The following is a 22,125-nucleotide window of genomic DNA, read 5'->3' on the forward strand; positions in this document are numbered from 1 at the left end:
GCGGGCGGCGAGGGTGATCGTCAGCACGACGCCTCCAGTTGCAGCATGCGGGTGGCGACGAGCTCGGCCGTGGGGTCGGCCAGCTCGCCGTACACGCGCCCGTCGGTCAGGAACACCACCCGGTCGGCGTACGAGGCGGCGACCGGGTCGTGCGTGACCATCACGATGGTCTGCGCGTGCCGGTCCACCAGCGTGCGCAGGAGCTGGAGCACCTCCCGGCTGGTGTTGGCGTCGAGGGCGCCGGTCGGCTCGTCGGCGAACAGCACGGCGGGCCGGGTGACCAGGGCCCGCGCGATCGCGACGCGCTGCTGCTGGCCGCCCGACATCTCGGCCGGCCGGTGCCCGGCGCGGCCGGCCAGGCCGACGGCCGCGAGGCTCTGCCGTACCAGCTCGGGGTCGGGGCGGCGGCCGGCCAGGCGCAGGGGGAGGCCGACGTTCTGCGCGGCGGTGAGCGACGGCAGCAGGTTGAACGCCTGGAAGACGAACCCGATCCGGTCGCGCCGCAGCAGCGTGAGCTGCTTGTCGGTGAGCCGGGCCAGGTCACGGCCGTCGACCGTCACCTGTCCGGACGTGGGCCGGTCCAACCCGGCGGCGCACTGCAGCATCGTCGACTTGCCCGAACCGGACGGCCCCATCACGGCTGTGAACGTGCCGGTCCGGAAGCCGATCGTCACGTCGTCGAGCGCGGTGACGCCGTGCGCGTACTGCTTGGTGACCGAGGTCAGATCGACCCCTTGCATGAGATCCACGGTCCGAACGCTACGGACGCCCGACGAGACGGGGTACCGGACGAGTGACTAGGATTCCGCAGGTGCTCGAAGGACGCGCCGCCGATCAGGCGAGGCTGGACACGCTGCTCGGCGGGGCCCGTGAGGGCCGCAGCGCCGTGCTGGTGATCCGCGGCGAGCCCGGCATCGGCAAGACCTCGCTGCTCGCCTACGCGGGCGAGCGGGCGGGGGACATGACCGTGCTGCGTGGCACCGGCATCGAGACCGAGGCGGAGATCCCGTTCTCCTCGCTGCACCTGCTGCTGCGTCCCGTCCTCGCCCGCGTGGGCACGCTGCCGGAGCGGCAGGCGGCGGCGCTGGGGGGCGCGCTCGGCATCGGGCCCGCCGGCCGGGACGACGAGTTCCTGGTCGGCCTGGCCGTGCTGTCCCTGCTGTCGGACCTGGCCGACGACGGCCCCCTGCTGTGTCTCGTGGACGACGCGCACTGGCTGGACAGGGCCTCGGCGGCGGCGCTGCGGTTCGCGGCTCACCGTCTGCACGCGGAGGGCGTCGTGCTGCTGTTCGGAGCCCGTGACGGCTTCGACGCCGCCGGGCTGCCCGAGCACGTGCTCGCCGGGCTGGACAGGGAGAGCTCCGAGCGGCTGCTGACGGGCCGCGCGCCGGGTCTCGCCGGGCCCATGCGCGAGCGGATCATCGAAGAGAGCGGCGGCAACCCGCTCGCCCTGCTCGAACTCCAGGAGAGCGCCCCCGCCCAGGGCCCGCTGCCGCTGCCGCGCCGCATCCAGGAGGCGTACGCGGCGCGCATCGCCCGGCTCCCGGCGGACGCCGCGACCGTGCTCGTGCTGGCCGCCGTCGAGGACGGTGGGGAGCTGCCCGTGATCATGCGAGCCGCCGAGGAGCTCGGCGTCGCCCCCACGGCCCTCGACACGGCGGAGCGGTCCGGGCTGATCAGGATCGACGGGGCGCAGGTGACGTTCGTGCACCCGCTCATGCGCGCCGCCGCGTTCCGGCACGGCACGTACGCCGAGCGGCTGCGGCTGCACCGGGTCCTCGCGCGGCTCCTCGGCGGGCGGCCGGACCGGCAGGCGTGGCACCTGGCCGCGGCGGCGACGGGCCCGGACGAGACGGCCGCGCTGGCGCTGGAGCAGGCCGCGGAGCGGGCCAGGGAGCGCAGCGGCAACGCGGGCGCGTCCGCCGCGCTGGAACGCGCCGCCGAGCTGACGGCGGAGACCACCGTGCGGGCCCGCCGGTTGACCTCCGCGGCGGTGGCGGCGGCGGACGCCGGCCAGCCGGGCCGGGCGAAGGACCTGATCGACCGGGCCGGTCACCTGCTGACGGACCCTCGGTCGCTCGCCCGGCTCTCCGAGCTGCGGGCCCGTGTCGCCTTCGACGAGGGGGCGCCCCACCTGGCCCACGACCTGCTCCTGTCGGGCGCGGACCTGATCGCCGGTGACCTGGCCACCGGTGACCCGGCCGTCGGTGACCCGGCCGTCGCGGCCGATCGCGTCACGGCCGGGCTGATGCTCATCGACGCCGCCCGCAACGCCTGGCAGCTCAGCGACCCCGACCGCGTCGCGGAGGCGGCCGGCCGGCTGCACGCGCTCGGGCTCCGGCCCGAGGACCGCCTCGGCCCCGCCGTGGACGCCGTCACGGGCGCGGCCGAGTTCCTGGCCAAGGGGCCGGCCGGAGCCCTGGCCACCATGCGCGGCCTGGTCGCCGACGGCGGCCGGATCCGTGAGGGAGCGCACGCCCTGCGGGTCAACGCCGCCTTCGTCGCCGGCCTCGTCGGCGACTTCCAGGCCGGCCGTGACATCTCCGCGGCCGTCGCCGCCGAGTGCCGGGCGCGCGGCGACATCGGCAAGCTGCCGCTGGCCCTCCTGACGCTCACGGCCTCCGACCTCTACCTCGGCCGGTTCAACGACGCCGTGGCCGGCGCCACCGAAGGGCTGCGGCTGGCCGCCGACACCGGCCAGCCGAACCGGGCCGGCTACCTCGAAGGCATGCTCGCCTGGATCGCCGCCGTACGGGGCGAGGCCGCCGAGTGCTCCCGGCTGGCGAGCCGGTGCCTCGACCGGTTCGAGGCCAACCGGATCGCCAACGGCCCCGCCTGGGCCGAATGGGCGCTGGCCCTGCTGGAGCTCGGCCAGGGCCGTTTCACCGAGGCGCTGGACCGGCTCGACGCCGCCCTGCAGGGGCCGGTGCGCCACCAGATCCAGGCGGTGTACTTCGCGCCCGACCAGATCGAGGCGGCCGTCCGGCTGGGCGCCCCGGCGGGCGAGCCGTTGCGGCGGTTCGAGGAGTGGGCGGACGCCTCCGGCCTCGACTGGGCCGGCGCCGTGCTCCACCGCTGCCGTGCCCTGCTCGAACCCGACTGGGACACCGCCCACGAGCACTTCCGCACCGCCGTACGGCTGCACGCCGACAGCGGGCGCCCGTGGGAGGCGGCGCGGACCCGCCTCGCCTTCGGCGAGCGGCTGCGCAGGGAGCGGCACAAGGGCAGCGCCCGGCCGCACCTGCGGGCGGCGCTGGAGACGTTCGAGCGGCTGGGCGCCCGGCCGTGGGCCGAACGCGCGCGGACGGAGCTGCGGGCCGCGGGCGACACCACCGCTCCCGCCGGGCACGACGAGGCGGTCTCCGCGCTGTCACCGCAGGAGCTGCAGATCGTCCGGCTGGCGGCGGCCGGGCTGACGAACCGGGAGATCGGGGCGCAGCTGTTCCTCAGCCCCAAGACGGTCAGCTACCACCTCTATCGGGCCTTCCCGAAGCTCAACGTGGCCAGCCGCGCCCAGCTCGCCGGCCTCGACCTGTCCTGACAGGTGTGACGCACCAGACAGGCCGGACAGGAATCCCGGCTGATCAACGCGGTGCTGCACAGGAGGAGAGCAGTTGTGAAGGGAGCAGGCCATGTCTTCATCCTCAACGTCCGTGGTGATCGCCTATGACGGTTCGGCCGACTCACGTTCCGCGATCGAGTTCGCGGCCAAGCATCTGGCCCCCGAGCCCGTCGTCGTCGTGACCGTATGGGAGCCGTTGCTGGTGCAGCTCAGGAGGTATCCGCCGGCGGACCTCGCGGCGGTCTCGGACGGGACCGACGAGTGGCGCGAGCTGGCCGAGCGGAACGCCGAGGAGGGCGCCGAACTGGCGCGGGCGTCCGGGATCTCCGAGGTGACCCACCGGGCCGTGGCCGACCGGGAGTCGATCTGGAAGACGATCGTGGACGTGGCCGACGAGCTGGACGCCTCGCTGATCGTCACCGGCTCGCGTGGCCTGTCGGAGACCCGGTCGGTGCTGCTGGGCAGCGTCTCCAACCACGTGCTGCACCACGCGCGCCGGCCGACGCTGATCGTCCCTCCGCCCGCGAAGGACGGCGCCCGCTGACTCCGTGGGAGGGCGGTCAGATACAGCACTCTCCTGCGGGGGAGGTCTTGGCCGCGGCGGGCCCGGCATGGATCAGGTGGGTGTCGATGCGCCTGGCGCCCGGGCCCTCCTCGCCGAGCCGGTCGTACGGGTTGGCCAGGGCGCACCGGTCGAGCGACAGGCAGCCGCAGCCGATGCAGTCGGTCAGGTCGTCGCGCAGCCGCTGGAGCTGCTCGATGCGGTCGTCCAGCTCGCCGCGCCAGGTGGCCGACAGCCGGGCCCAGTCGCCGCGCGTGGGGGTGCGCTCCTCCGGCAGCGTCTCCAGTGCGTCCTTGATGGTCTTGAGCGGGATGCCGATGCGCTGGGCCAGCCGGATGAAGGCGACCCGGCGGAGCGTGTCACGGGTGTAGCGGCGCTGGTTGCCGGCGGTGCGGCGGCTGGTGATGAGCCCCTTGGTCTCGTAGAAGTGCAGGGCCGACACGGCGACGCCGCTGCGCTCGGCGAGCTGCCCGACGGTCAGCTCCTTGGTGTTCCACAGGGCTCTGGTCACACCTCGACTATAGTTCAGGATTGCTCGGCCGCTCGAAGAAGGTCTCCAGCACCACGACGGTCTGCGTGCTGGTCACCCCCTCCACCTCGAACACCTGCCGCAGCACCCGCTGCAGGTCGCGGGTCGTCGCCGTGCGCACCTTGAGCAGGAGCGAGGCGGGGCCGGCGATCACATGCGCCTCCTCGATCGCGGGGATCTCGCGCAGCCGCTCGGCGGTGTCGCCCATCCACGTGCTGCCGTCCACGAGCACGTACGCCGTCACCGGCCGGCCGAGCTCGGCCGGGTCGACGTCGACGGTCGTGCGCCTGATGACGCCCCGCTCGCGCAGCTTGCGCACCCGCTCGTGCGCCGCCGCGCCGGACAGCCCCACGGCCTGGCCCAGCGAGGCGTACGAGCGGCCGGCGTCGTCCTGGAGCAGCCCGACCAGCTTCCTGTCGATCTCATCCACGACCAGATCATATCCAGGAAAATCTGGATTTGACCAAACGAGATCAGGTGCGCTTGGCTTTCAGCATGATGGATGTGATCCCCACACAGTTCGAGGTCCTGGACGAGAGGTTCGCCCGCGTCGCCGGCGACGACGTCGTCGAGAGGCTGTACACCGGCACCCGCTGGGCCGAGGGCCCCGTCTACTTCCCCGCCGGCCGCTTCCTCGTCTGGAGCGACATCCCGAACGACCGCATGCTGCGCTGGGACGAGTTCACCGGCACTGTCGGCCCGTTCCGCACCCCCGCCGGGTACACCAACGGCAACACCCTCGACCGCGAGGGCCGGCTGATCTCCTGCGAGCAGGGCAACCGCCGCGTCACCCGCACCGAGCACGACGGCTCGATCACCGTCCTCGCCGATCGCTGGGAGGGCAGGCGCCTCAACAGTCCCAACGACGCGGTCGTGCGCTCCGACGGCTCCGTCTGGTTCACCGATCCGTCGTACGGGATCACCAGCGACTACGAGGGGGTGCGGGCCGAGCAAGAGATCGACGGCTGCCACGTCTACCGGATCGACCCGGTGACCGGCGAGGCGAGCATCGTGGCCGACGACTTCGAGCGGCCGAACGGCCTGGCGTTCTCCCTGGACGAGCGGCTGCTGTACGTGGCCGACACCCGGCGCCGCCACATCCGCGTCTTCGAGGTGACCGGCGACGGGACCCTGGAGAAGAGCCGGATCTTCGCGGAGGGGGCGGCCGGCGATGCGTACGACGGGATGCGGCTCGACGACACCGGCCGCCTGTGGGCGGCGGCGGGCAAGTCGGTGCACTGCTACGACCCTGACGGCACGCTGATCGGCCGGCTCCACCTGCCCGACTACGTCGCCAACCTGGTGTTCGGCGGGCTCAAGCGCAACCGGCTGTTCGTCGCCGCCTCCACCTCGCTCTACTCGATCATGCTGAACGTCACGGGCGCCCGCCCCGTCTGGGCCTGACGCCCGCCCCCGCAGTGCTCACCACAGGGCTCGCCACAGGGCTCACTCCCAGCGGAAGAGGCGCACGGCCAGCCAGCCGAAGACCAGCAGCCCGGCCGCCATGATCACCAGGTGCAGCGGCTGCGGCCAGTCGCCTGCCCAGGTGGCGCGCATGGCCTGGGCGAACGGGCCGGCCACCGAGTAGTCGCTGAGGGCGCGCAACGCCTGCGGCATGACCTCGCGCGGGATCCACATGCCCGCCACGAACATCAGCGGGAACATCACCACCGACCCGATCCCGGAGGCGGCCTTCCCGGACGGCGCCAGCGAGGCGATCACCAGCCCCATGGCCATCAGCGCGGCCGTGCCCAGCAGGAACACCAGCACGAACCCGACCGGCTGCCGCGGCATGGCCGTCCCCAGCACGAGCCGGCCGAGCACGACGACCAGCACGGTGGACACGGCGCCGACGGCCACGTTGATGGCGAGCTGACCCGCCAGCATCCGCACGGGGTGGACGGGCGTGGTCGACATGCGCCGCAGCACGCCCCGTTCGCGGTACGTGGTCAGCACGGTCGGCAGCACCGTGAACGCCAGCGTGAGCATCGCCAGCAGCGTCATCATGGCCGGCAACTGGGTGTCGGTGACACGCTGACCGCCCAGCGCCGGGTCCGGTTCGCCCATGTCGGGGATGCTGCCCAGCACCAGCAGCAGCCCGACCGGCAGCACGATCGTGTACAGCATGACGGGCCACTCGCGCAGGTAGAGCTTGGTCTCGACGGCGAGGATCTTCCTCATGACAGCGTCCTTCCGGTGAGAGCGAGGAAGGCGTCGTCGAGCGTGGCCTGCTCGACGCGCAGATCGGTGGGCACGATCCGGTGCTCGGCGAGCGCCAGCGTGACGGCCGGCGCCAGGTCGCCGACGCCGGTGACCTCCAGGTGCCCGCCGCTGCCGGTGACCGAGCGGACCTCGGGCAGCGCCAGCAGCAGCGCGTGGTCCACGGGCGCCGACGGCCGGAACCTGAGCCGCTGCTCCCCGCCCGCCTGGGCGACGAGCGCGCCCGGGGTGCCGGTGGCCACGACGCGGCCCCGGTCGATGAGGGTGAGCCGGTCGCAGAGCCGTTCGGCCTCCTCCATGAAGTGGGTGACCAGCACGATCGTGACGCCCGAGTCGCGCACCTGCTCCACCAGCTCCCAGGTGTCGCGGCGGGCCTGCGGGTCGAGGCCGGTGGTGAGCTCGTCGAGCACGGCCACGCGCGGCCGGCCGACCAGGGCCAGGGCGACCGACAGCCGCTGGCGCTGGCCGCCGGAGAGCTTGCCGAACGCGGTGTCGCGCTTGTCGTGGAGCCCGACCCGGCGCATCAGCTCCTCCCAGTCGGCGGGGTGCGGGTAGAAGGAGGCGTACAGGTCCAGGGCCTCCCAGACCTTGATCTTCTCCGGCAGCGCGGCGCTCTGGAGCTGCGCTCCGAGCACGCGGCGCAGCTCGTCGCGGTCGTGGTGCGGATCGAGCCCGGCCACCCGTACGGTGCCGGAGTCGGGCACCCGCAGACCGGCGACGCACTCGACGGTGGTCGTCTTGCCGGCGCCGTTGGGCCCGAGGATGCCGAAGATCTCTCCCTCGGCCACCTCGAACGACACGTCCTCCACCGCCACGTGACGGGGGTAGCTCTTGCGGAGGTTCCTCACCTCGATGACCTTCATGGCCTCGACGGTAGGAATCGGGGCCGGTTGCCGGGAATCGGGCTGGATGCCCGGTGAAGGTGTACCTAGGTACAGTGCGGGTCCTGTCGTTGTTCACGCACACTGGTGACATGCTCCGACGACTGACCGGGACGGCCCGGGTGTCCGCGCTGCTCGGAATGATCATCGTCCAGATCGGCATCCTGCTGTTGGTGTTGCCGGCGGTGATCCTGACGTTCACGCTGGGGTTGGTCTTCCTCTACCCGCCGGCCATGCGCATGGTGCGGGAGACGGCGGAGGAGACCCGGCGCCGGATCGGTGCCTGGTCCGGGATCCGGATCGACTCGCCGTACCTCCCGGAACCGCCGCCGCCGCAGCCTCTGACGGACGGGATGTACCGCTACGAGCGGACGCTGTACAAGTCGCCCCGCGTCCCCGCCTGGAACGCCCGGTGGAAGTGGCTGTCCACCGACCCGGCGACCTGGCGCGACCTGCTGTGGCTGGGTCTGGACCCGCTGATCAAGATCGCCCTGCTGCCGATGCTGCTCGTGGCGCCCGCCCGGGGCCTGCGGGTGTACGGCCAGTGGTGCGTCCTGCTGCTGTCCTCCACCCGCACGAGCGTGCTGCGCGGCCAGCTCACCCACCTCCACCAGTCACGCAGCATCGCCGCGGACTCCCAGGCGGCCGAGATGCGGCGTATCGAGCGCGACCTGCACGACGGCACCCAGGCCAGGCTCATCGCGATCGGCATGACCCTGGGCGCGGCCGAGGAGCTGATGGACTCGGACCCGGCCGCGGCGAAGACGCTGATGACCAAGGCCCGCGACGCCTCCGCCGACACGCTGACCGAGCTGCGGCGGCTCATCCGCGGCATCCACCCCCCGGTGCTGGCGGAGCGGGGGCTCGCCGACGCCGTGCGCGCCCTCGCGATGGACACCGCGCTGCGGGTGGAGGTGGAGGTGGACCTGCCGCACCGGCCGGAGCCTCCGGTGGAGGCCGCGGCCTACTTCGCGGTCAGCGAGCTGCTCGCCAACGCCGCCCGGCACGGCGACGCCGGCTCGGCGACCGTGGACATCAGCTCCGACGGGCGGGCCCTGCGCGTCACGGTCACGGACGACGGCCTGGGCGGCGCGGACCCCGCCAAGGGCAGCGGCCTGCGCGGAATCGAGCGGCGGCTGGCCGCCTTCGACGGCGTGATGGCGATCAACAGCCCGCCGGGCGGCCCGACGAGCGTCATGATGGTGCTGCCCAAGGTGCTCCCGGTCCACTGGGCGGAGGGCGACAAGCTGCCGCGCTGGAAGACCGCCGTGGTGGCGCTGTGCTGGACGCTGGCCTGGTGCCCGCTGTTCCCGCAGGGGATGGTCGCCGCCGTGTTCAAGACCTTCGCGCTGCCCGAGAAGTCGTGGTTCGTCGCCCTGTACGCCCCCGAACCCCTCCAGTGGCCGATCATCCTCTTCATGATCGCTCTGGGCCTCGGCATGTACGCCACCGCCATCGCGATCCCCGCCAAGCACAACCGGGACCGCTGGATGGCCGAGGCGCCGCACCGGCTGGGGCTGTGCTGATGGGCGACCGGGTGCTGATCGCCGAGGACCTCTACCTGCTCAGGGACGGGCTGGTCCACCTGCTCCAGGCCCACGGGTTCACCGTCGTGGCCGCCGTGGAGAGCGGCCCCGAGCTGCTGAAGGGCCTGGTGGAGCTGCGGCCCGACGTGTCGGTCGTGGACGTGCGGCTGCCGCCGACGTTCACGGACGAGGGGCTCCAGGCGGCGCTGGAGGCCCGCCGCCAGGTGCCCGGCCTGCCGATCCTCGTGCTGTCGCAGCACGTCGAGCAGCTCTACGCCCGCGAGCTGCTGGCCGACGGCTCCGGCGCGATCGGCTACCTGCTGAAGGACCGGGTGCTCAACGCGGGGCAGTTCGTCGACGCCGTGCGCCGGGTGGCCGGGGGCGGCACCGCCATGGACCCCGAGGTCATCGCCAAGCTGCTGGCCAGCAACGCCCGGAAGGAGCCGCTGGCCGCGCTGACGCCGCGCGAGCGGCAGGTGCTGGAGGCCATGGCCGAGGGCCGCTCCAACGCCGCCATCTCGCAGCGGCTCTACCTGAGCGAGAGCGCGGTGGCCAAGCACACCGCGAGCATCTTCGCCAAGCTGGGCCTGGCCCCGTCCGACGACGACAACCGCAGGGTGCTCGCCGTGCTCGCCTACCTCAACAGCCGCTGAATCCCGCCTGGTCGACAAGCTGCACGGGATTGTCGGTGCGACCGGCTACCTTTCATAGGAGGCAGGCGAGCGAAGGGGCCGAATCAGGTGAAAATCCGGGTTAACCGCGATGTTCTGGCGGATGCCGTGGCATGGGCCGCCCGGGTCCTCCCCAGCCGGCCCGTGATGCCCGTGCTCTCCGGCTTGCTGCTGGTGGCCGGCGAGGAGCTGAGCCTGTCCGCGTTCGACTACGACGTCTCCGCCCAGGCGCGGATCGACGCCGACGTGGCCGAGGCCGGCGGCGTGCTCATTCCCGGCCGGCTGCTGGCCGAGATCAGCCGCAGCCTGCCCGGCGACGAGGTGCAGATCGTCACCGAGGGCTCCGAGGCGATCCTGACCTGTGGCAGCGCCGAGTTCGGCCTGATCACGATGCCGGTCGAGGACTTCCCGACCATGCCGACGATGCCGCCCGCCATCGGGGCCGTCGGCGGCGGCGTGTTCGCCTCGGCCGTCGGCCAGGCCGCGCCCGCCTCCAGCCGTGACGACACCCTGCCGATGCTCACCGGCATCCGGGTCGACATCGACGGCGAGACGGTCACGATGGCCGCCACCGACCGCTACCGGATCGCGGCCCGCGAGTTCGACTGGCGGCCCGTGCGGCCCGACATCGCCGTCTCGGCCATGGTGCCCGCGCGGGTGCTGGTCGAGGTGGCCAGGTCGCTGCGCGGCGGCGAGGTGCAGATCGCGATGGGCGACGGGGTGGCCGGATTCGAGAGCGTCGGGCGCAGCACCACGGTGCGGCTGCTCGACGAGCAGTTCATCGACTACCGCACCCGGCTCGCCTCCGACTGGTCGATCCGGGCCGACGTGCGGGTGGGCCCGTTCGTCGACGCCATCAAGCGGGTCGCCCTGGTGGCCGAGCGCAACACCGCGATCCGGCTGTCGTTCACCCAGGGGCAGGTGACGATCCAGGCGGGCGGCGGTGACATCGGCCGCGGCATCGAGGTACTGGAGTGCGAGCTGCGGGGCGACGACATCGATATCGCCTTCCAGTCGCAGTTCCTGCTCGACGGCCTGACCGGCATCGAGACGGAGCTGGCCCGCCTCAACATGGAGTCCCCGACGCGGCCGGCGCTGATCCAGGACGTCCCCGGAGACGCCGACCCCGCCTTCCGCTACCTCGTGATGTCCCTGCGCCTCGGCGCCTGATCCCGCCCCGGCTCTCCCGGGAGCGGGGTGTCACTGCGGCCTGCGGGCCGCCTGCCGGTCGGCGACCAGCTTGAAGACGCGCTTGAACTCCGCGTACGCCTCCTCGCCCACGGCCGAGGCCAGCTCGGTCTCGATGGCGGCCATGGCGGCGTCCGACTTGGCCATCTCGTCCAGCCCCTTGGCCGTGGGCACGATCAGCTTGGCCCGGCGGTCGGCCGGGTCAGGCTGCCGCTCGACGTAGCCCAGCTCGACCAGCTCGTCCACCAGCGTGCCGATGACCTGCTTGTGCTGCCCCGACTGCGCGGCCAGGTCGGTGGCCCGGCTGCCCTCCTCGTCGAGGTAGGCCAGCACCGCGCCATGACGCGGCCGGATCTCCCGATGTCCCTGCTCGGCGACCGCCCCGAACAGCTCCCGCTGCACCGAGAACAGCGTCCGCCCGGCCAGGATGCCGAGGTCCGGGTTGTCCTGCTTGCGCTGGCTTCTACGCACCGCCACGCCTCCATTTAGTCACTTTTCTTGATAGTCACTGAATTTTACTATATGGTTGTCCTCATGACCACAACAGTGGAACTCACCCGGTTCCGCGTGGCTCCGGACAACGCCGAGCGGCTCCTCGCCGCCCGTCCCGGAATGCTCGCGGACTTCCGTGCCGACCGCGCGGGCTTTCTCGGCGCACGCCTGGTGCGCCTCCTCGGTGACGAGTGGCTCGACATCGTCGAGTGGCGCTCGCCCGAGGACCGCGCCGCCTCAGCCGCCAAGGGCGGCAACCTGCCCGGCATCCGGGCCTTCTTCGAGTTGATCGACGAGCTGGTGTCCGCCGAAGACGGCACCACGGAAGACAGCGAGGGCTGACCATGACCATCCTGATCACCGGAGCCACCGGCACCGTCTCCAGCGCCGTGCTCGACGCGCTGCCCGGCAAGGACGGGGTGCGGGTGCTGGTGCGAGACCCGGCCAAGGCGCCGGCCGGGTACGAGGTGGCCGTCGGCGACCTCGACGACCCGTCGACGCTCGACGACGCGTTCGACGGCGTGGAGACGCTCTGGCTGCTCACCGCGATGGGCCCGCAGGCGCCGCACGCCAGCATGAACGCGGTCTGGGCGGCCCGCCGGGCGGGAGTGCGGCACGTGGTCCGTATGTCGGCGATCGGCGCCGCGCACGACGCGCCCACGCGCAACGGCCGCCTGCACGCCCTGTCCGACGCCGAGCTCCAGGCGTCCGGCCTCGGCTGGACCATCGTCCGCCCGGCCTTCTTCATGCAGAACCTGTTCGGCTCCGTCGCCGGGGACACCCTGTACGGCGCCACCGGGCACGGCCGGTTCGGCCTCATCGACGTGCGGGACATCGGCGACTTCGCCGCCACCCTGCTGACCGACCCCCGACCGCACACAGGCAAGGTCTACACCCTCACCGGCCCGGCCAGCATCTCCCTGGCCGAGGCGGCGGAGGCGCTCGGCGAGGTGTACGGCCGCCCGATCGCCTACCAGCCGACGGCGCCGGAGCAGGCCCACGCCGCCATGCTGGAAGCGGGACTGCCTGCCTGGATCGCCGCGGTCAACACGGAGTACCTGCGGGCCTACGCGGACGGGTGGGGCGACTACACGACGGCCGACTACCGCAAGGTGACGGGCAGGGACGCCCGCACTTTCACGGACTTCGCCAGGGCCCACGCGGACCGGCTTCTCTCCGGCCAGGAATGACCTCGGCGAAGCAACGGGGCAAGGCGTGGACCGGAAGCCATGGCCGACCTGACGCGCGTATCGGCGACCGGCCCCGTGCGGGCTCAGCGGCCGTGTCCCTGGAGGCCCCCAGCCCTGTACGGCGACTGGGGCCTGCCGGGCTGTGCCGTAACAGCAGGAAAGAGGTTACGCGTCCGTCAGGGCGATGAGGATGTGCTCCATGCAGGCGTGGCTGGCGCGCTCGGCGGCGGTCGCGTCGCCGGCCGCGATCGCGCGGGCGATCGCGTCGTGCGGGATGTAGCTCTTGTTGAGCGATGTGCCCGCGGCGGTGATGCTGGCCCGCAGCGCGGCCGAGAAGTCCTCGAACAGGTCGATCAGCACGAGGTTGTGCGTGGCGTGCGCGACGGCCATGTGGAAGGCCAGGTCGGCCTCCACGAAGAAGTCGGGGTCGTCGAGGTCCCAGGCCCGCTCCCGCTCGGCGAGAGCGGCCTCGATGCGCAGGATGTCCTCGTCGGTGCGCCTGGTGGCGGCCAACCGCGCCGACTCGACCTCCAGGGCGCGCCGCACCTCCAGGATCTCCAGCTGCTCCGCCTGCCGGAGGCGGCGGAGCATGGCGCCGGAGAGCTCGCTCGTCGCGCGGACGTAGGTCCCGTCCCCCTGACGGCACTCCAGGAGTCCCGCGTGAGTCAGTGCGCGTACGGCCTCGCGAACGGTGTTTCGTCCCACCCCGAGCTGCTCAGCGAGCACCGTCTCGGTCGGGATCTTGCCGTTCATCTGCCACGACCCTGATGTGATCTGCTCCTTGAGCTGATCGATCACCTGGTCCACGAGCGAAGCCCGCTGCGCCGTACGCAGACTCACAGTCCGCCTCCTCCGGGGAAACCAATCATCCTATGAGTCAATGACTGGTAGACCCTAATTATTCCAGACCCAAGAACACAAATCTGGAACTCCCGGGAGGCGTTGTCCGATCAGCCGGAGACCGCGGCGTTGACCGGCAGTCCCGCCAGCGCGGAGCGGACCCCCGCAGCTTCCAGCGCCTTACGATACGCGGCGGTCTGCTGCGCCCGGCTACCGGCCCGGCCGTACAGGTCGCCCAGCTCGCGCCAGCAACGGGCCGCCTGACGGTCGGAGCCGAACATCGGCCCGCTGAGCGACCGCAGCAGGTCCCGAGCCGTGGCGAGGTGCCCTGCGGCGTCGCCGCCGAGGTCGAGCGCCACGGTCGCGAGCACCAGCCGCGCCTCGGCCGGTGTGGTGCGCGCCGCGTCGGGCGCCGCCTCCAGCGCCGCGGCCGCCAGCTCACCGGCACGTGCCAGGTCGCCGGCGCGCAGCCGGACCCGGGCGTGCGCGATCAGCGCCTCGCCGCGCTCCCGGCCGGTGCCCGGTGCCGACGCGAACGCCTTGGCCGCGGCCTCCACCAGCCGGTCGGCCTCGGCGACCGGCGTGCCGGCGAGCCGGGCCCAGTGCACGGCCACCCGCGCGAGCTGGAGCCCCAGCCGCGCCGAACGGCCCGCCGTGATGGCGTCGTCGGCCAGCCGTACCGCCAGCGCCGAGTCGTCGCCCGCCGCGGCGGCGACACTCGCCTGCCACAGGGCGTCGATCTCAGCGGAACGGTCCACCACGTCAGGAACGCCGTTGACGTCGAGCACCCGGCGCACGTAGGCGAGCTCGGCGGAGCCGCTCTCCATCTCCTCGCGCGCCTCGACGATCGCCGCGGCGAGGTCGATGGCGATCTCACCCTGCGAGATCTCCAGCCGCTCCGCCTGCTGCAGCGCGTGGGCGGCGAGATCGCGGGCCCGCAGCCGGTCACCGGCGTGCTGGTAGCAGCGGCTCAGCGCCACGGCCAGCGGCAGATCGGCCAGCCGCTCCGGGTGGGCCGAGGCCTCCCTGCGCAGCCGCTCGAACGCCTCCACGGCCTGACCCAGCCGGCCCTGCGCCTCCAGCGCCCGCGCCCGGCCGAAGCGGGCGTGCGCCGTGAGCATGGCGTTCTCCTCGTCGGCGGCCTTCACGATCTCCGTGAAGCGCTCCGCCGCGAGGGCCGCGTCGCCGTGCTGCAACTCCAGCTCGGCGTGGCGCAGCCCCAGCTCGGTGTCGATGCGCTGGCGGGGCTCGATGCCGTGCAACAAGAACTCGGTGGTACATCCCAGCCGCTCCGCCAGGAGCCGGGCCACCACCGGAGTCGGAGTTCGCTTACCCGACTCGATGAGGGAGACATAACTGTCAGACAGGTCGGGCCCGGCCAGCTGGGCCTGGGACATCCGCCTGTTCAGCCGCAGTCCACGGACGCGGTCACCGATGGTTCCCTGACTCGGCATCTCATCTCTCAAGGCGGGGAAGGGTCAACAACACGCAATGATTGCATGAAGTAGCCGAATCTGGTATCCCCAGGTGAAGAAATCCCCACCGCGGGGATTTAATCGTCCCCGCCGTCCTTGCTCGGGAAAAGCATCTGGCACACCTCGAGGTACAGCGTCTCGGGGTACGGAATGTACTCGACAGTGGACAGTGCCTGATCCTGACCAGCGGATTCAAGGATGAACTCGCCGTAGCCGAGCATGCGCCCCAGCAGAGATCGCTTGAAGCTCATGTCGGTGACCTTGGACAGGGGCATCATCGCGACCTTGCGCGTGACCAGGCCGGTGGTCGACAACATCCGCTTAGAGGTCACCACAAAGTAATCGACTGACCACTCCGCGACTTTCCATACAAAACGGATCAGTAGCAACAGCCAGAGCCACCAGACGACCACGAGGGCCGTGCCGCCCCCCGAGTCGCCGAAGAACTTGCTGAGCAGTCCGGCGATGATCAGGCCGCCGAAGACCTCGGCGACGGGGCGGAGCAGCACGGCCGGGTGGCGCCGCACCATGATGACCTGTTGTTCGTCGGGGAGCAGGTAACGGTTGACCGACGACGGGGCGGAGTCCCCGTGGGTCACAAGTCTCATGCCAGGTTGTTCACGAATTGCGCCAGGGAGTCGGCCGCGTTGACCATCGAGTCGAAGGCACCCTTGACCGCCGTCGCCGCGTCGGTCGGTCGTGCCAACAGATAGTACGCCGCAAAACCTATCCCGCCGTATGAGAGGACTTTTTTGACCTGCACTGTGGCCTCCGTACCCTTACCCACTGCACCCGCCGTATACATTACCCACCCGGCAGCCCGGGTAAAGGTAGGTTCACGGCTTAGCTGAGATCTTGCTTAGCCGCGCTCGCTCGCCACGAGCGCGAGGACGTGAAGATGCTTGCGCGCGATCCGCTCCACCAGGCTCGGATGCGCGTAACCGGTCACTTCCAGCGCGCCGTAGTGCGCCGCTTCCACGCAACGCGTTACGGTGGTCGCCGAGTGGACGCCGGCGAATTCGTCACGCAGCGTGGTCTCGACGTCCGCGTACGGAGTCGGGACGTCCGCGTACGGACTCGGATCCGCCTCGGTGTGCTCACTCACGAGAACACCCCTGCCAACTCGTTCATCGCGCCCCCTCGCGCCCATGCGGAAGTTGCCTTCTTCTCGCTACGTACCCATGCAACCACAGTATGTAACGAAGAGACCACTCCGCGTGACGGAAGGGTGATTTCTCAGGCAGTCTTCAGGCGGTCCGAAGAGGCACCAGGTCAGACGACGCCGTACAGCCGGTCGCCCGCGTCGCCCAGGCCCGGCACGATGTAGCCGTGCTCGTTGAGCCGCTCGTCCAGCGCCGCGGTGACCACCCGGATCGGCCTGCCCGAGCCGGCGAACACCTTGTCCATGTGCGCCAGCCCCTCCGGCGCCGCCAGCAGGCAGATCGCCGTGACGTCCTCCGCGCCGCGGTCGAACAGGAACTGCACGGCCGCCGCCAGCGTGCCGCCGGTGGCCAGCATCGGGTCCACGACGTAGCACTGCCGGCCGGACAGGTCGTCGGGCAGCCTCGTGGCGTACGTCTCGGCCTGCAGGGTCGACTCGTTGCGGATCATTCCGAGGAAGCCCACCTCGGCCGTGGGCAGCAGCCGCGTCATGCCGTCGAGCATGCCCAGCCCGGCCCGCAGGATCGGGACCACCAGGGGGTAGGGCTTCGCCATCCGGACGCCGTGGGCCTCGGCCACGGGAGTCCGCACCGTCACGTCGGCCACGCGGACGTCGCGGGTCGCCTCGTACGCCAGAAGTGTGACCAACTCGTCCGCGAGCCTGCGGAACGTGGGAGAGTCAGTGCGGACATCGCGCAACGTGGTGAGCTTGTGGGCCACGAGCGGATGGTCGACGACGAGGGTTTCCATAACGGATAACGCTATCTTGTGTGGGACGTACCGGCACGTCGTGCCTCGGTTTGACCACGATTTGGTCGGAGCGGCGCACGGGCGCCGGTGGCGTCTGGAACGATTGGGAGCCCGTACGGGCCACATCGGGTGGGGTGGACGATGACAGACGAGGACGCGTTCGACTTCGCCATCGTGGTCTATCGCGAGGACGAATGCTGGGACGCCGAGATGCTGCCGGTGGCGCTCACGTCGGACCTGCACGGTCTGATCAAGGCGATTCGCCAGCAGCCGAGCGAGAGCGGGACCATCGGCCTGGTCGCGGTGGGTGACGAGTTCTTCGTGGCGCTGCGGGCCCTGGGGGAGCGTGTCGACGTGTTCCTCTCCGACATCGCCGCCTCCTGGGACTTCCCGCTGGCCCGCCAGGTGCTGGAGTACCTCGACGTGCCGGTCCCCGACGAGGACGAGCTGGACGAGATCCTCCAGGACGAGGAGGTCGCGCTCCCCGCGGGAGATCTGTCGATCTTCGCCGATCTGGGTCTGGACGAGATGGAGCTGGGCATCCTGTCGGGTGACATGGACCTGCTGCCCGAGGACGTGCTGTCCAGCATCGCCGCGCGGCTCGGTTTCTCCGAGCCGTTCGAGCGCGCCATCGAATCGGTCTTCGGCTGACCCCTGGAGCTTGCACACATGGCCAACACGTTCGCCGCGGCTTTCGTCAGGACCCCGGACGGCTGGAGCGGGGCCGAGGTCGACCTGAGCGAGGCCGAGATCGTCGACGACTTCGGCGACGCCGTGACCGAGGCGCTCAGCCTGTCCGGTGACGAGCTGGCGCTGCTCTGCGTCGAGGTCGAGGACGAGTGGTTCGCCATCGTGCGCTACCTCGGCGACGAGGAGCCGCGGGTGTTCCTCTCCGACGCCCACGCGATCGCGCCGGGCAGCCTCGGCGAGCTGTTCGCCGAGTTCGCGGGCGTGAGCGTCGACAAGGAGAGCAACGCGCTGGGCGTACAGCCGGCGGGCGACTTCGAGCTGCTGAGAGACCTCGGCCTGAGCTCGGAGGAGCTGCTGGAGCTCAGCATGGAGGAGGGCGTGCTGCCGGCCGACATCCTGTCCGTGATCGCCGAGCGGCTGTCGTTCGCCGACGAGCTCGACCGGCTGCGGTGACCCCGCGCGCGACGCGGTGACGTCCGGGTACGACGAGGCGATGCGGCTGGCGCTGGCCGAGGCCGCGAGCGCCGGCGCGCGCGGCGAGGTTCCCGTGGGCGCGGTCGTCCTCGGTCCCGCCGGTCCTGCCGGTCGCGAAGTCCCTGGCGGCTCCGGAGCCCCTGGCGGCTTGGGCGGGCCGGGTGACGCGGTGCTGGCCGCCGCCGGGAACGACCGCGAGTCCGGGGCCGACCCCACCGCGCACGCGGAGGTCCTCGCGCTGCGCGAGGCCGCGCGCGTCCGCGGCGGGTGGCGGCTGGACGGCTGCACCCTCGTGGTGACCCTGGAGCCCTGCACGATGTGCGCGGGCGCCGCGGTGCTCGCCCGGGTCGACCGGATCGTCTACGGCGCGGTGGACGAGAAGGGCGGCGCCGTGGGCTCCCTCTGGGACGTCGTCCGGGACCGCCGCCTCAACCACCGGCCGGAGGTCGTCATGGGTGTGATGGCCGAGGAGTGCGCCGCCGTCCTTTCCGAGTTCTTCGCCACTCGGCGGATCCGGTAAGCTCATCCGCGGTGGTGTCGCCTAGTGGCCGAGGGCGCACGCCTCGAAAGCGTGTGATGGGGCAACTCATCCGTGGGTTCAAATCCCACCACCACCGCCGCCGATCGGGCCCCTGACCAGTTCAGGGGCCCGACGCGTTTTCCGGCTTCGGAGGTCAGGCGGGCAGGTCCAGCACCCTGGCGTGCAGGATGGAGCGCTGGTGCAGCGCGGCCCGCAGCGCCCGGTGCAGGCCGTCCTCCAGGTAGAGCTCGCCCTGCCACTGCACCACGTGCGGGAAAAGGTCGCCGTAGAAGGTGGAGTCGGCGGCGAGCAGGGAGTGCAGGTCCAGCATCGCCTTCGTGGTGATCAGCGAATCGAGCCGGACCTGACGCGGCGGGATCTGGGCCCACTCTCGGTGGGTCAGACCATGTTCGGGATAGGGGCGTCCGTCGCCGACCAGCTTAAAGATCACCCCCCCGATTTTAGGAGAGATTCAGCCTGGTTGTGCTGTTCGCGAGAATTATCCGAGCCGGCGGGCCTGTGACGACCCGGGCCGGGACCCCCGCTCAGCCGAGCTGACCAGCGGCGCACGACTTCGGCTGACCCGATCCGTACCCCTGCTTGAAGGCGTTGACGCGCTGCTCCGAAGAGCCGTGCGTGAACGAGTCGGGATCGACCCGGCCCTGCGTTCGCTGCTGGATCCGATCGTCGCCCACCGCGGCCGCCGCGTCCAGCGCCTCGGCGATGTCCGTGTCGGTGAACGGCTTGTCGTAGAAGCCGGTGTCGATGGCGTTCTTGGCCCACACACCCGCGTAGCAGTCGGCCTGCAACTCCGTGGCCACCGAGCCGCCGCCCTCCAGCGCGCCGGTCAGGTTCTGCACATGGTGCCCGTACTCGTGGGCGATCACGTACGCCTGGGCGAACGGGCCGCCCTTGGCGCCGAACCGGCTGTGCAGGTCGTCGAAGAAGCTCAGGTCGAGGTAGACCCGCTGGTCGCCGGGGCAGTAGAAGGGGCCGACCGACGAGTCCGCCGCGCCGCACGCCGTACGGACGCCGCCCGAGTACAGGATGGTCTTGGCGGACCGGTAACCCGAGACCTCGTCCTTCCAGTAGTCCTGGATGCTGTTGACCACGCCGATCACCCGGCACTTCTCCGACTGGTCGGCGTCCTTGCCGGTCTTGCACTCCTGCGAGAGGTTCGAGGCGGGCTGCCGCTGGGCGGGCTCTCCGCCGCCGCCACCTCCGCCGGCGTTGTTCAGCAGGAACACCACGACCGCCACGATCAGGGTGACGATGCCGCCGCCGCCCAGGACCATCCCGCCGGGGAACCCCCCGCCACCGCCACCACCGCCGCTGCCGCCGACGTCCTCCACCTGGGAGGAATCGAGATTGACGTCGTCTCGGAAGTCCATCGCCAACGTCCCTTCTCCATGCGCCCGCATGCCGCATGCTCGGCGTGCCCGCATGACAGCTTCCCGAAAGGGGGCGGGAGATTCCACGCCGGGCGGCGGTCTCCTGGTCGGGGCATTCGGGCAGGCCCCCGAATTCTCCGCGGACATGTCCGATAATCTCGGGAAATGACCGCAGGCTTGATCGGGATCGCGCTCGTGTCCCTCGGCATGGTTCTCACGCCCGGACCGAACATGATCTACCTTGTGTCGCGTTCCATCACCCAGGGCCGCAAGGCGGGCCTGATCTCCCTCACCGGCGTCGCGCTGGGCTTCACGATCTACCTGACCGCCACGTGCCTGGGCCTGACCGCGATCTTCGCGTACGTGCCCGCCGCGTACACGGCGCTCAAGCTGGGCGGCGCCGCGTATCTGCTCTGGCTCGCCTGGAACGCCGTCAAGCCGGGCGGCACCTCGGCCTTCGAGCCGCGCGAGCTGTCCGTCGAGCCGCCGCGCAAGCTGTTCGCCATGGGCCTGCTCACCTGCCTGCTCAACCCCAAGATCGCGATCCTGTACCTGTCGCTGCTGCCGCAGTTCATCGACCAGGACATGGGCAACGTGCTGCTCCAGAGCCTGGCGCTCGGGTCGGTGCAGATCGCCATCGGCACGCTGGTCAACGGCATCATCGCGGTCAGCGCGGGCAGCCTGGCCGTGTTCCTGGCCCGCCGCCCGCTGTGGCTGCGCGTCCAGCGGTACTTCATGGCCGCCGTGCTCGGCGGCATCGCCATCCGCCTGGCCACCGACCGGTCGAAGGCGCTGCTGCCGGCCTGACCGCCCGGGAGGGTCAGGCCGGGGTCCTCGCCGGGACGGGCTCGGCGTGCGCACGCGTCCGGCCGCGCTCCGGCAGCAGCGCGAGCAGTCCCAGCACGGCCAGCGACGCGCCCAGCCAGAGCGGGGCCCGCAGGCCGTACGCGTCGATCACCAGGCCGCCGGCCGAGGAGCCGATGACCACGCCCAGCGTGATGAACGACGAGTGGACCGTGTTGACGAGCGGTCCCGCGTTCCCGGCGCGCTGGACGCGGGTGACCATGGCCGGGTTCATGGTGACGCCGACCAGGCCGACGCCCAGCATGAAGACCAGCGCCGCCGCGCTCACGTGGGCCAGCAGCGCGAACCCGGTCAGGAACACCGCGTTCAGCGCCAGGCCGTACACCTGGACCGCGATCGTGTGCCGGTCGGCGAGGCGGCCGACGACGTGGTTGCCGGCCACCGTCGCGGCGCCGTACGCGACGAGCAGGTACGGGACGCTCCCGGTGGAGAAGCCCGCCAGGCCGGTGAGGATCGGGTTGAGATAGCTGAACGCGGAGAACGTGGCGCCGATGATGAGCGTGCTGGTGACGAGCGCCAGCAGCAGGCGGCGGCTGCGGAACACCGCCGTCTGCCCGCGCAGGCCGTCGCCGTCGCTCTCCGCCCGGTCGAGACGCGGCACGCCCGCGAGCGTGGCCGGCGCGGCGACGAGCGTGAGGACGCCGACGGCCCAGAACGCGGCCCGCCAGCCGAACCGCTCGCCGATCATCGTGGACAGCGGAAGGCCGAGCAGGGTGCCGACCATGAGCCCGTTCATCACCACGGCGATGGCCCGGCCGCGCACCTCGGGCCGCGCCAGCCGCACGGCCAGCGAGACGGTCACGCCGAAGAACGCCTGGGAGGCGACGCCGGTGATGATCCGCGCCGTCATCATGACCGGGTAGGACGGGGCCACGGCCGCCAGCAGGTTGCCCGCGAGGAAGACGGCGAACAACGTCATCAGGGCCGCCCTGGGCCGCAGCCGCGTCACCGCCACGGTCATGAACGGCCCGCCGACGGCCATGGCGACCGCGAAGGCGGTGATGAGGTACCCGATCTGGGGGATGGTGGCGCCGAGGCCGCGCGCCATCTGGGGCATCAGCCCGGCGACGGCGAACTCGCTGGTGACCATGGCGAAGATGCCGAAGGCCAGGACGTACACGGATCTGGGCAAGGGTGCT

At 71.5% G+C, this 22,125-nt stretch carries 27 protein-coding genes and 1 tRNA gene; 13 read left to right on the forward strand and 15 right to left on the reverse strand.

Translation table 11 applies throughout. From position 1 onward, the window contains the following. Positions 1-20: 20 nt before the first annotated feature. Complete coding sequence (locus AB0H64_RS10065) at positions 21-740, reverse strand: ABC transporter ATP-binding protein (RefSeq protein WP_357622963.1); 720 nt, start codon at positions 738-740, stop codon at positions 21-23. A 71-nt stretch (positions 741-811) separates the two neighbouring features. Between AB0H64_RS10065 and AB0H64_RS10070 the strand changes: the two genes are divergently transcribed. Both AB0H64_RS10070 and AB0H64_RS10075 read left to right on the forward strand, forming a co-directional pair. Continuing rightward, positions 812-3,541: an AAA family ATPase gene (locus tag AB0H64_RS10070; RefSeq protein ID WP_357622442.1), complete on the forward strand. Its 2,730-nt coding sequence runs from the start codon at positions 812-814 to the stop codon at positions 3,539-3,541. Positions 3,542-3,632: 91 nt separating this feature from the next. After that, entirely contained in the window at positions 3,633-4,106 is a 474-nt protein-coding gene (locus AB0H64_RS10075; RefSeq protein WP_357622444.1) for a universal stress protein, read from the forward strand. Positions 4,107-4,122: 16 nt separating this feature from the next. Here AB0H64_RS10075 and soxR read toward each other — a convergent pair whose 3' ends face one another. Continuing rightward, positions 4,123-4,635 (reverse strand): redox-sensitive transcriptional activator SoxR, encoded by a 513-nt coding sequence (gene soxR, locus AB0H64_RS10080; protein ID WP_357622446.1) that lies wholly within the window; start codon positions 4,633-4,635, stop codon positions 4,123-4,125. Positions 4,636-4,642: 7 nt separating this feature from the next. Beyond that, the gene (locus tag AB0H64_RS10085; protein WP_357622449.1) at positions 4,643-5,083 is read right to left on the reverse strand and encodes an Lrp/AsnC family transcriptional regulator; all 441 of its coding nucleotides are present in this window, start codon (positions 5,081-5,083) and stop codon (positions 4,643-4,645) included. Between the two features lie 68 nt (positions 5,084-5,151). On the opposite strand from AB0H64_RS10085, the gene AB0H64_RS10090 reads away from it, so the two are divergent. Then, positions 5,152-6,057, forward strand: a complete 906-nt coding sequence (locus AB0H64_RS10090; RefSeq protein WP_357622965.1) for an SMP-30/gluconolactonase/LRE family protein — start codon at positions 5,152-5,154, stop codon at positions 6,055-6,057. 42 nt (positions 6,058-6,099) lie between these two features. Here the strand turns inward: AB0H64_RS10090 and AB0H64_RS10095 are convergent, their stop codons facing one another. After that, positions 6,100-6,834 carry an ABC transporter permease gene (locus AB0H64_RS10095; protein WP_357622452.1) on the reverse strand — a complete coding sequence of 245 codons (735 nt, stop codon included), beginning with the start codon at positions 6,832-6,834 and terminating at the stop codon, positions 6,100-6,102. Further along, the gene (locus tag AB0H64_RS10100; protein ID WP_357622454.1) at positions 6,831-7,736 is read right to left on the reverse strand and encodes an ABC transporter ATP-binding protein; all 906 of its coding nucleotides are present in this window, start codon (positions 7,734-7,736) and stop codon (positions 6,831-6,833) included. Before AB0H64_RS10100 ends, AB0H64_RS10095 begins: the two co-directional genes overlap by 4 nt. A 110-nt stretch (positions 7,737-7,846) precedes the next feature. On the opposite strand from AB0H64_RS10100, the gene AB0H64_RS10105 reads away from it, so the two are divergent. From AB0H64_RS10105 to dnaN, 3 genes are all read left to right on the forward strand, one after another. Continuing rightward, a complete protein-coding gene (locus AB0H64_RS10105) occupies positions 7,847-9,280 on the forward strand; it encodes a sensor histidine kinase (RefSeq protein ID WP_357622457.1) in 1,434 nt (477 codons plus the stop codon). Next, positions 9,280-9,933: a response regulator transcription factor gene (locus tag AB0H64_RS10110; protein ID WP_357622967.1), complete on the forward strand. Its 654-nt coding sequence runs from the start codon at positions 9,280-9,282 to the stop codon at positions 9,931-9,933. Before AB0H64_RS10105 ends, AB0H64_RS10110 begins: the two co-directional genes overlap by 1 nt. Before the next feature lie 87 nt (positions 9,934-10,020). Next, on the forward strand, positions 10,021-11,121 hold the full coding sequence (gene dnaN / locus AB0H64_RS10115; RefSeq protein WP_357622460.1) for a DNA polymerase III subunit beta: 1,101 nt from the start codon (positions 10,021-10,023) through the stop codon (positions 11,119-11,121). A 30-nt stretch (positions 11,122-11,151) separates the two neighbouring features. Here dnaN and AB0H64_RS10120 read toward each other — a convergent pair whose 3' ends face one another. After that, positions 11,152-11,616, reverse strand: a complete 465-nt coding sequence (locus AB0H64_RS10120; protein ID WP_357622463.1) for a MarR family winged helix-turn-helix transcriptional regulator — start codon at positions 11,614-11,616, stop codon at positions 11,152-11,154. A gap of 57 nt (positions 11,617-11,673) precedes the next feature. On the opposite strand from AB0H64_RS10120, the gene AB0H64_RS10125 reads away from it, so the two are divergent. Continuing rightward, a complete protein-coding gene (locus AB0H64_RS10125) occupies positions 11,674-11,973 on the forward strand; it encodes an antibiotic biosynthesis monooxygenase (RefSeq protein WP_357622466.1) in 300 nt (99 codons plus the stop codon). Positions 11,974-11,975: 2 nt separating this feature from the next. Further along, positions 11,976-12,821 carry an SDR family oxidoreductase gene (locus AB0H64_RS10130; RefSeq protein ID WP_357622469.1) on the forward strand — a complete coding sequence of 282 codons (846 nt, stop codon included), beginning with the start codon at positions 11,976-11,978 and terminating at the stop codon, positions 12,819-12,821. A gap of 165 nt (positions 12,822-12,986) precedes the next feature. Here AB0H64_RS10130 and AB0H64_RS10135 read toward each other — a convergent pair whose 3' ends face one another. The 6 genes from AB0H64_RS10135 to upp form a co-directional block, all read right to left on the reverse strand. Further along, complete coding sequence (locus AB0H64_RS10135) at positions 12,987-13,661, reverse strand: FadR/GntR family transcriptional regulator (RefSeq protein ID WP_175604085.1); 675 nt, start codon at positions 13,659-13,661, stop codon at positions 12,987-12,989. A gap of 110 nt (positions 13,662-13,771) precedes the next feature. Further along, on the reverse strand, positions 13,772-15,115 hold the full coding sequence (locus AB0H64_RS10140) for a helix-turn-helix transcriptional regulator (RefSeq protein ID WP_357622473.1): 1,344 nt from the start codon (positions 15,113-15,115) through the stop codon (positions 13,772-13,774). A gap of 98 nt (positions 15,116-15,213) precedes the next feature. Next, positions 15,214-15,744 (reverse strand): PH domain-containing protein, encoded by a 531-nt coding sequence (locus AB0H64_RS10145; protein WP_310707816.1) that lies wholly within the window; start codon positions 15,742-15,744, stop codon positions 15,214-15,216. Next, complete coding sequence (locus AB0H64_RS10150; protein WP_357622476.1) at positions 15,741-15,899, reverse strand: hypothetical protein; 159 nt, start codon at positions 15,897-15,899, stop codon at positions 15,741-15,743. Before AB0H64_RS10150 ends, AB0H64_RS10145 begins: the two co-directional genes overlap by 4 nt. Positions 15,900-15,995: 96 nt before the next feature. Next, on the reverse strand, positions 15,996-16,241 hold the full coding sequence (locus tag AB0H64_RS10155; RefSeq protein WP_175590175.1) for a hypothetical protein: 246 nt from the start codon (positions 16,239-16,241) through the stop codon (positions 15,996-15,998). 167 nt (positions 16,242-16,408) lie between these two features. Then, a complete protein-coding gene (gene upp / locus AB0H64_RS10160) occupies positions 16,409-17,047 on the reverse strand; it encodes a uracil phosphoribosyltransferase (protein ID WP_357622479.1) in 639 nt (212 codons plus the stop codon). 141 nt (positions 17,048-17,188) lie between these two features. Here upp and AB0H64_RS10165 point away from each other — a divergent pair, with 141 nt between their 5' ends. The 4 genes from AB0H64_RS10165 (at position 17,189) to AB0H64_RS10180 (ending at position 18,828) form a co-directional block, all read left to right on the forward strand. Next, the gene (locus AB0H64_RS10165; RefSeq protein WP_357622481.1) at positions 17,189-17,698 is read left to right on the forward strand and encodes a tRNA adenosine deaminase-associated protein; all 510 of its coding nucleotides are present in this window, start codon (positions 17,189-17,191) and stop codon (positions 17,696-17,698) included. Positions 17,699-17,716: 18 nt separating this feature from the next. Continuing rightward, positions 17,717-18,190 (forward strand): tRNA adenosine deaminase-associated protein, encoded by a 474-nt coding sequence (locus tag AB0H64_RS10170; protein WP_357622482.1) that lies wholly within the window; start codon positions 17,717-17,719, stop codon positions 18,188-18,190. A gap of 40 nt (positions 18,191-18,230) precedes the next feature. After that, positions 18,231-18,731 carry a nucleoside deaminase gene (locus tag AB0H64_RS10175; RefSeq protein ID WP_357622969.1) on the forward strand — a complete coding sequence of 167 codons (501 nt, stop codon included), beginning with the start codon at positions 18,231-18,233 and terminating at the stop codon, positions 18,729-18,731. A gap of 10 nt (positions 18,732-18,741) precedes the next feature. Next, positions 18,742-18,828: transfer RNA gene (locus tag AB0H64_RS10180), tRNA-Ser, on the forward strand. Between the two features lie 57 nt (positions 18,829-18,885). Here AB0H64_RS10180 and AB0H64_RS10185 read toward each other — a convergent pair. Next, a complete protein-coding gene (locus AB0H64_RS10185; RefSeq protein ID WP_310707822.1) occupies positions 18,886-19,182 on the reverse strand; it encodes a type II toxin-antitoxin system VapB family antitoxin in 297 nt (98 codons plus the stop codon). A 94-nt stretch (positions 19,183-19,276) separates the two neighbouring features. Further along, positions 19,277-20,122, reverse strand: a complete 846-nt coding sequence (locus AB0H64_RS10190; RefSeq protein WP_310707823.1) for a neutral zinc metallopeptidase — start codon at positions 20,120-20,122, stop codon at positions 19,277-19,279. Between the two features lie 165 nt (positions 20,123-20,287). Between AB0H64_RS10190 and AB0H64_RS10195 the strand changes: the two genes are divergently transcribed. Then, the gene (locus AB0H64_RS10195) at positions 20,288-20,929 is read left to right on the forward strand and encodes a LysE family translocator (protein WP_357622484.1); all 642 of its coding nucleotides are present in this window, start codon (positions 20,288-20,290) and stop codon (positions 20,927-20,929) included. A gap of 13 nt (positions 20,930-20,942) precedes the next feature. On the opposite strand, the gene AB0H64_RS10200 is transcribed toward AB0H64_RS10195, so the two are convergent. Beyond that, a complete protein-coding gene (locus AB0H64_RS10200; protein ID WP_357622485.1) occupies positions 20,943-22,118 on the reverse strand; it encodes an MFS transporter in 1,176 nt (391 codons plus the stop codon). Between the last annotated feature and the right edge of the window lie 7 nt (positions 22,119-22,125).

Source organism: Nonomuraea sp. NPDC050733 (genome assembly GCF_040654215.1).
Classification (GTDB): Bacteria; Actinomycetota; Actinomycetes; order Streptosporangiales; family Streptosporangiaceae; genus Nonomuraea.

Coding starts and splice junctions, on each gene's coding strand:
- AB0H64_RS10065 (WP_357622963.1), bottom strand. CDS start 740: ATGCAAGGGGTCGATCTGACCTCGGTCACCAAGCAGTACGCGCACGGC.
- AB0H64_RS10075 (WP_357622444.1), top strand. CDS start 3,633: ATGTCTTCATCCTCAACGTCCGTGGTGATCGCCTATGACGGTTCGGCC.
- AB0H64_RS10090 (WP_357622965.1), top strand. CDS start 5,152: ATGGATGTGATCCCCACACAGTTCGAGGTCCTGGACGAGAGGTTCGCC.
- AB0H64_RS10095 (WP_357622452.1), bottom strand. CDS start 6,834: ATGAGGAAGATCCTCGCCGTCGAGACCAAGCTCTACCTGCGCGAGTGG.
- AB0H64_RS10100 (WP_357622454.1), bottom strand. CDS start 7,736: ATGAAGGTCATCGAGGTGAGGAACCTCCGCAAGAGCTACCCCCGTCAC.
- AB0H64_RS10105 (WP_357622457.1), top strand. CDS start 7,847: ATGCTCCGACGACTGACCGGGACGGCCCGGGTGTCCGCGCTGCTCGGA.
- AB0H64_RS10110 (WP_357622967.1), top strand. CDS start 9,280: ATGGGCGACCGGGTGCTGATCGCCGAGGACCTCTACCTGCTCAGGGAC.
- AB0H64_RS10125 (WP_357622466.1), top strand. CDS start 11,674: ATGACCACAACAGTGGAACTCACCCGGTTCCGCGTGGCTCCGGACAAC.
- AB0H64_RS10130 (WP_357622469.1), top strand. CDS start 11,976: ATGACCATCCTGATCACCGGAGCCACCGGCACCGTCTCCAGCGCCGTG.
- AB0H64_RS10140 (WP_357622473.1), bottom strand. CDS start 15,115: ATGCCGAGTCAGGGAACCATCGGTGACCGCGTCCGTGGACTGCGGCTG.
- AB0H64_RS10145 (WP_310707816.1), bottom strand. CDS start 15,744: ATGAGACTTGTGACCCACGGGGACTCCGCCCCGTCGTCGGTCAACCGT.
- upp (WP_357622479.1), bottom strand. CDS start 17,047: ATGGAAACCCTCGTCGTCGACCATCCGCTCGTGGCCCACAAGCTCACC.
- AB0H64_RS10165 (WP_357622481.1), top strand. CDS start 17,189: ATGACAGACGAGGACGCGTTCGACTTCGCCATCGTGGTCTATCGCGAG.
- AB0H64_RS10170 (WP_357622482.1), top strand. CDS start 17,717: ATGGCCAACACGTTCGCCGCGGCTTTCGTCAGGACCCCGGACGGCTGG.
- AB0H64_RS10175 (WP_357622969.1), top strand. CDS start 18,231: ATGCGGCTGGCGCTGGCCGAGGCCGCGAGCGCCGGCGCGCGCGGCGAG.
- AB0H64_RS10190 (WP_310707823.1), bottom strand. CDS start 20,122: ATGGACTTCCGAGACGACGTCAATCTCGATTCCTCCCAGGTGGAGGAC.
- AB0H64_RS10195 (WP_357622484.1), top strand. CDS start 20,288: ATGACCGCAGGCTTGATCGGGATCGCGCTCGTGTCCCTCGGCATGGTT.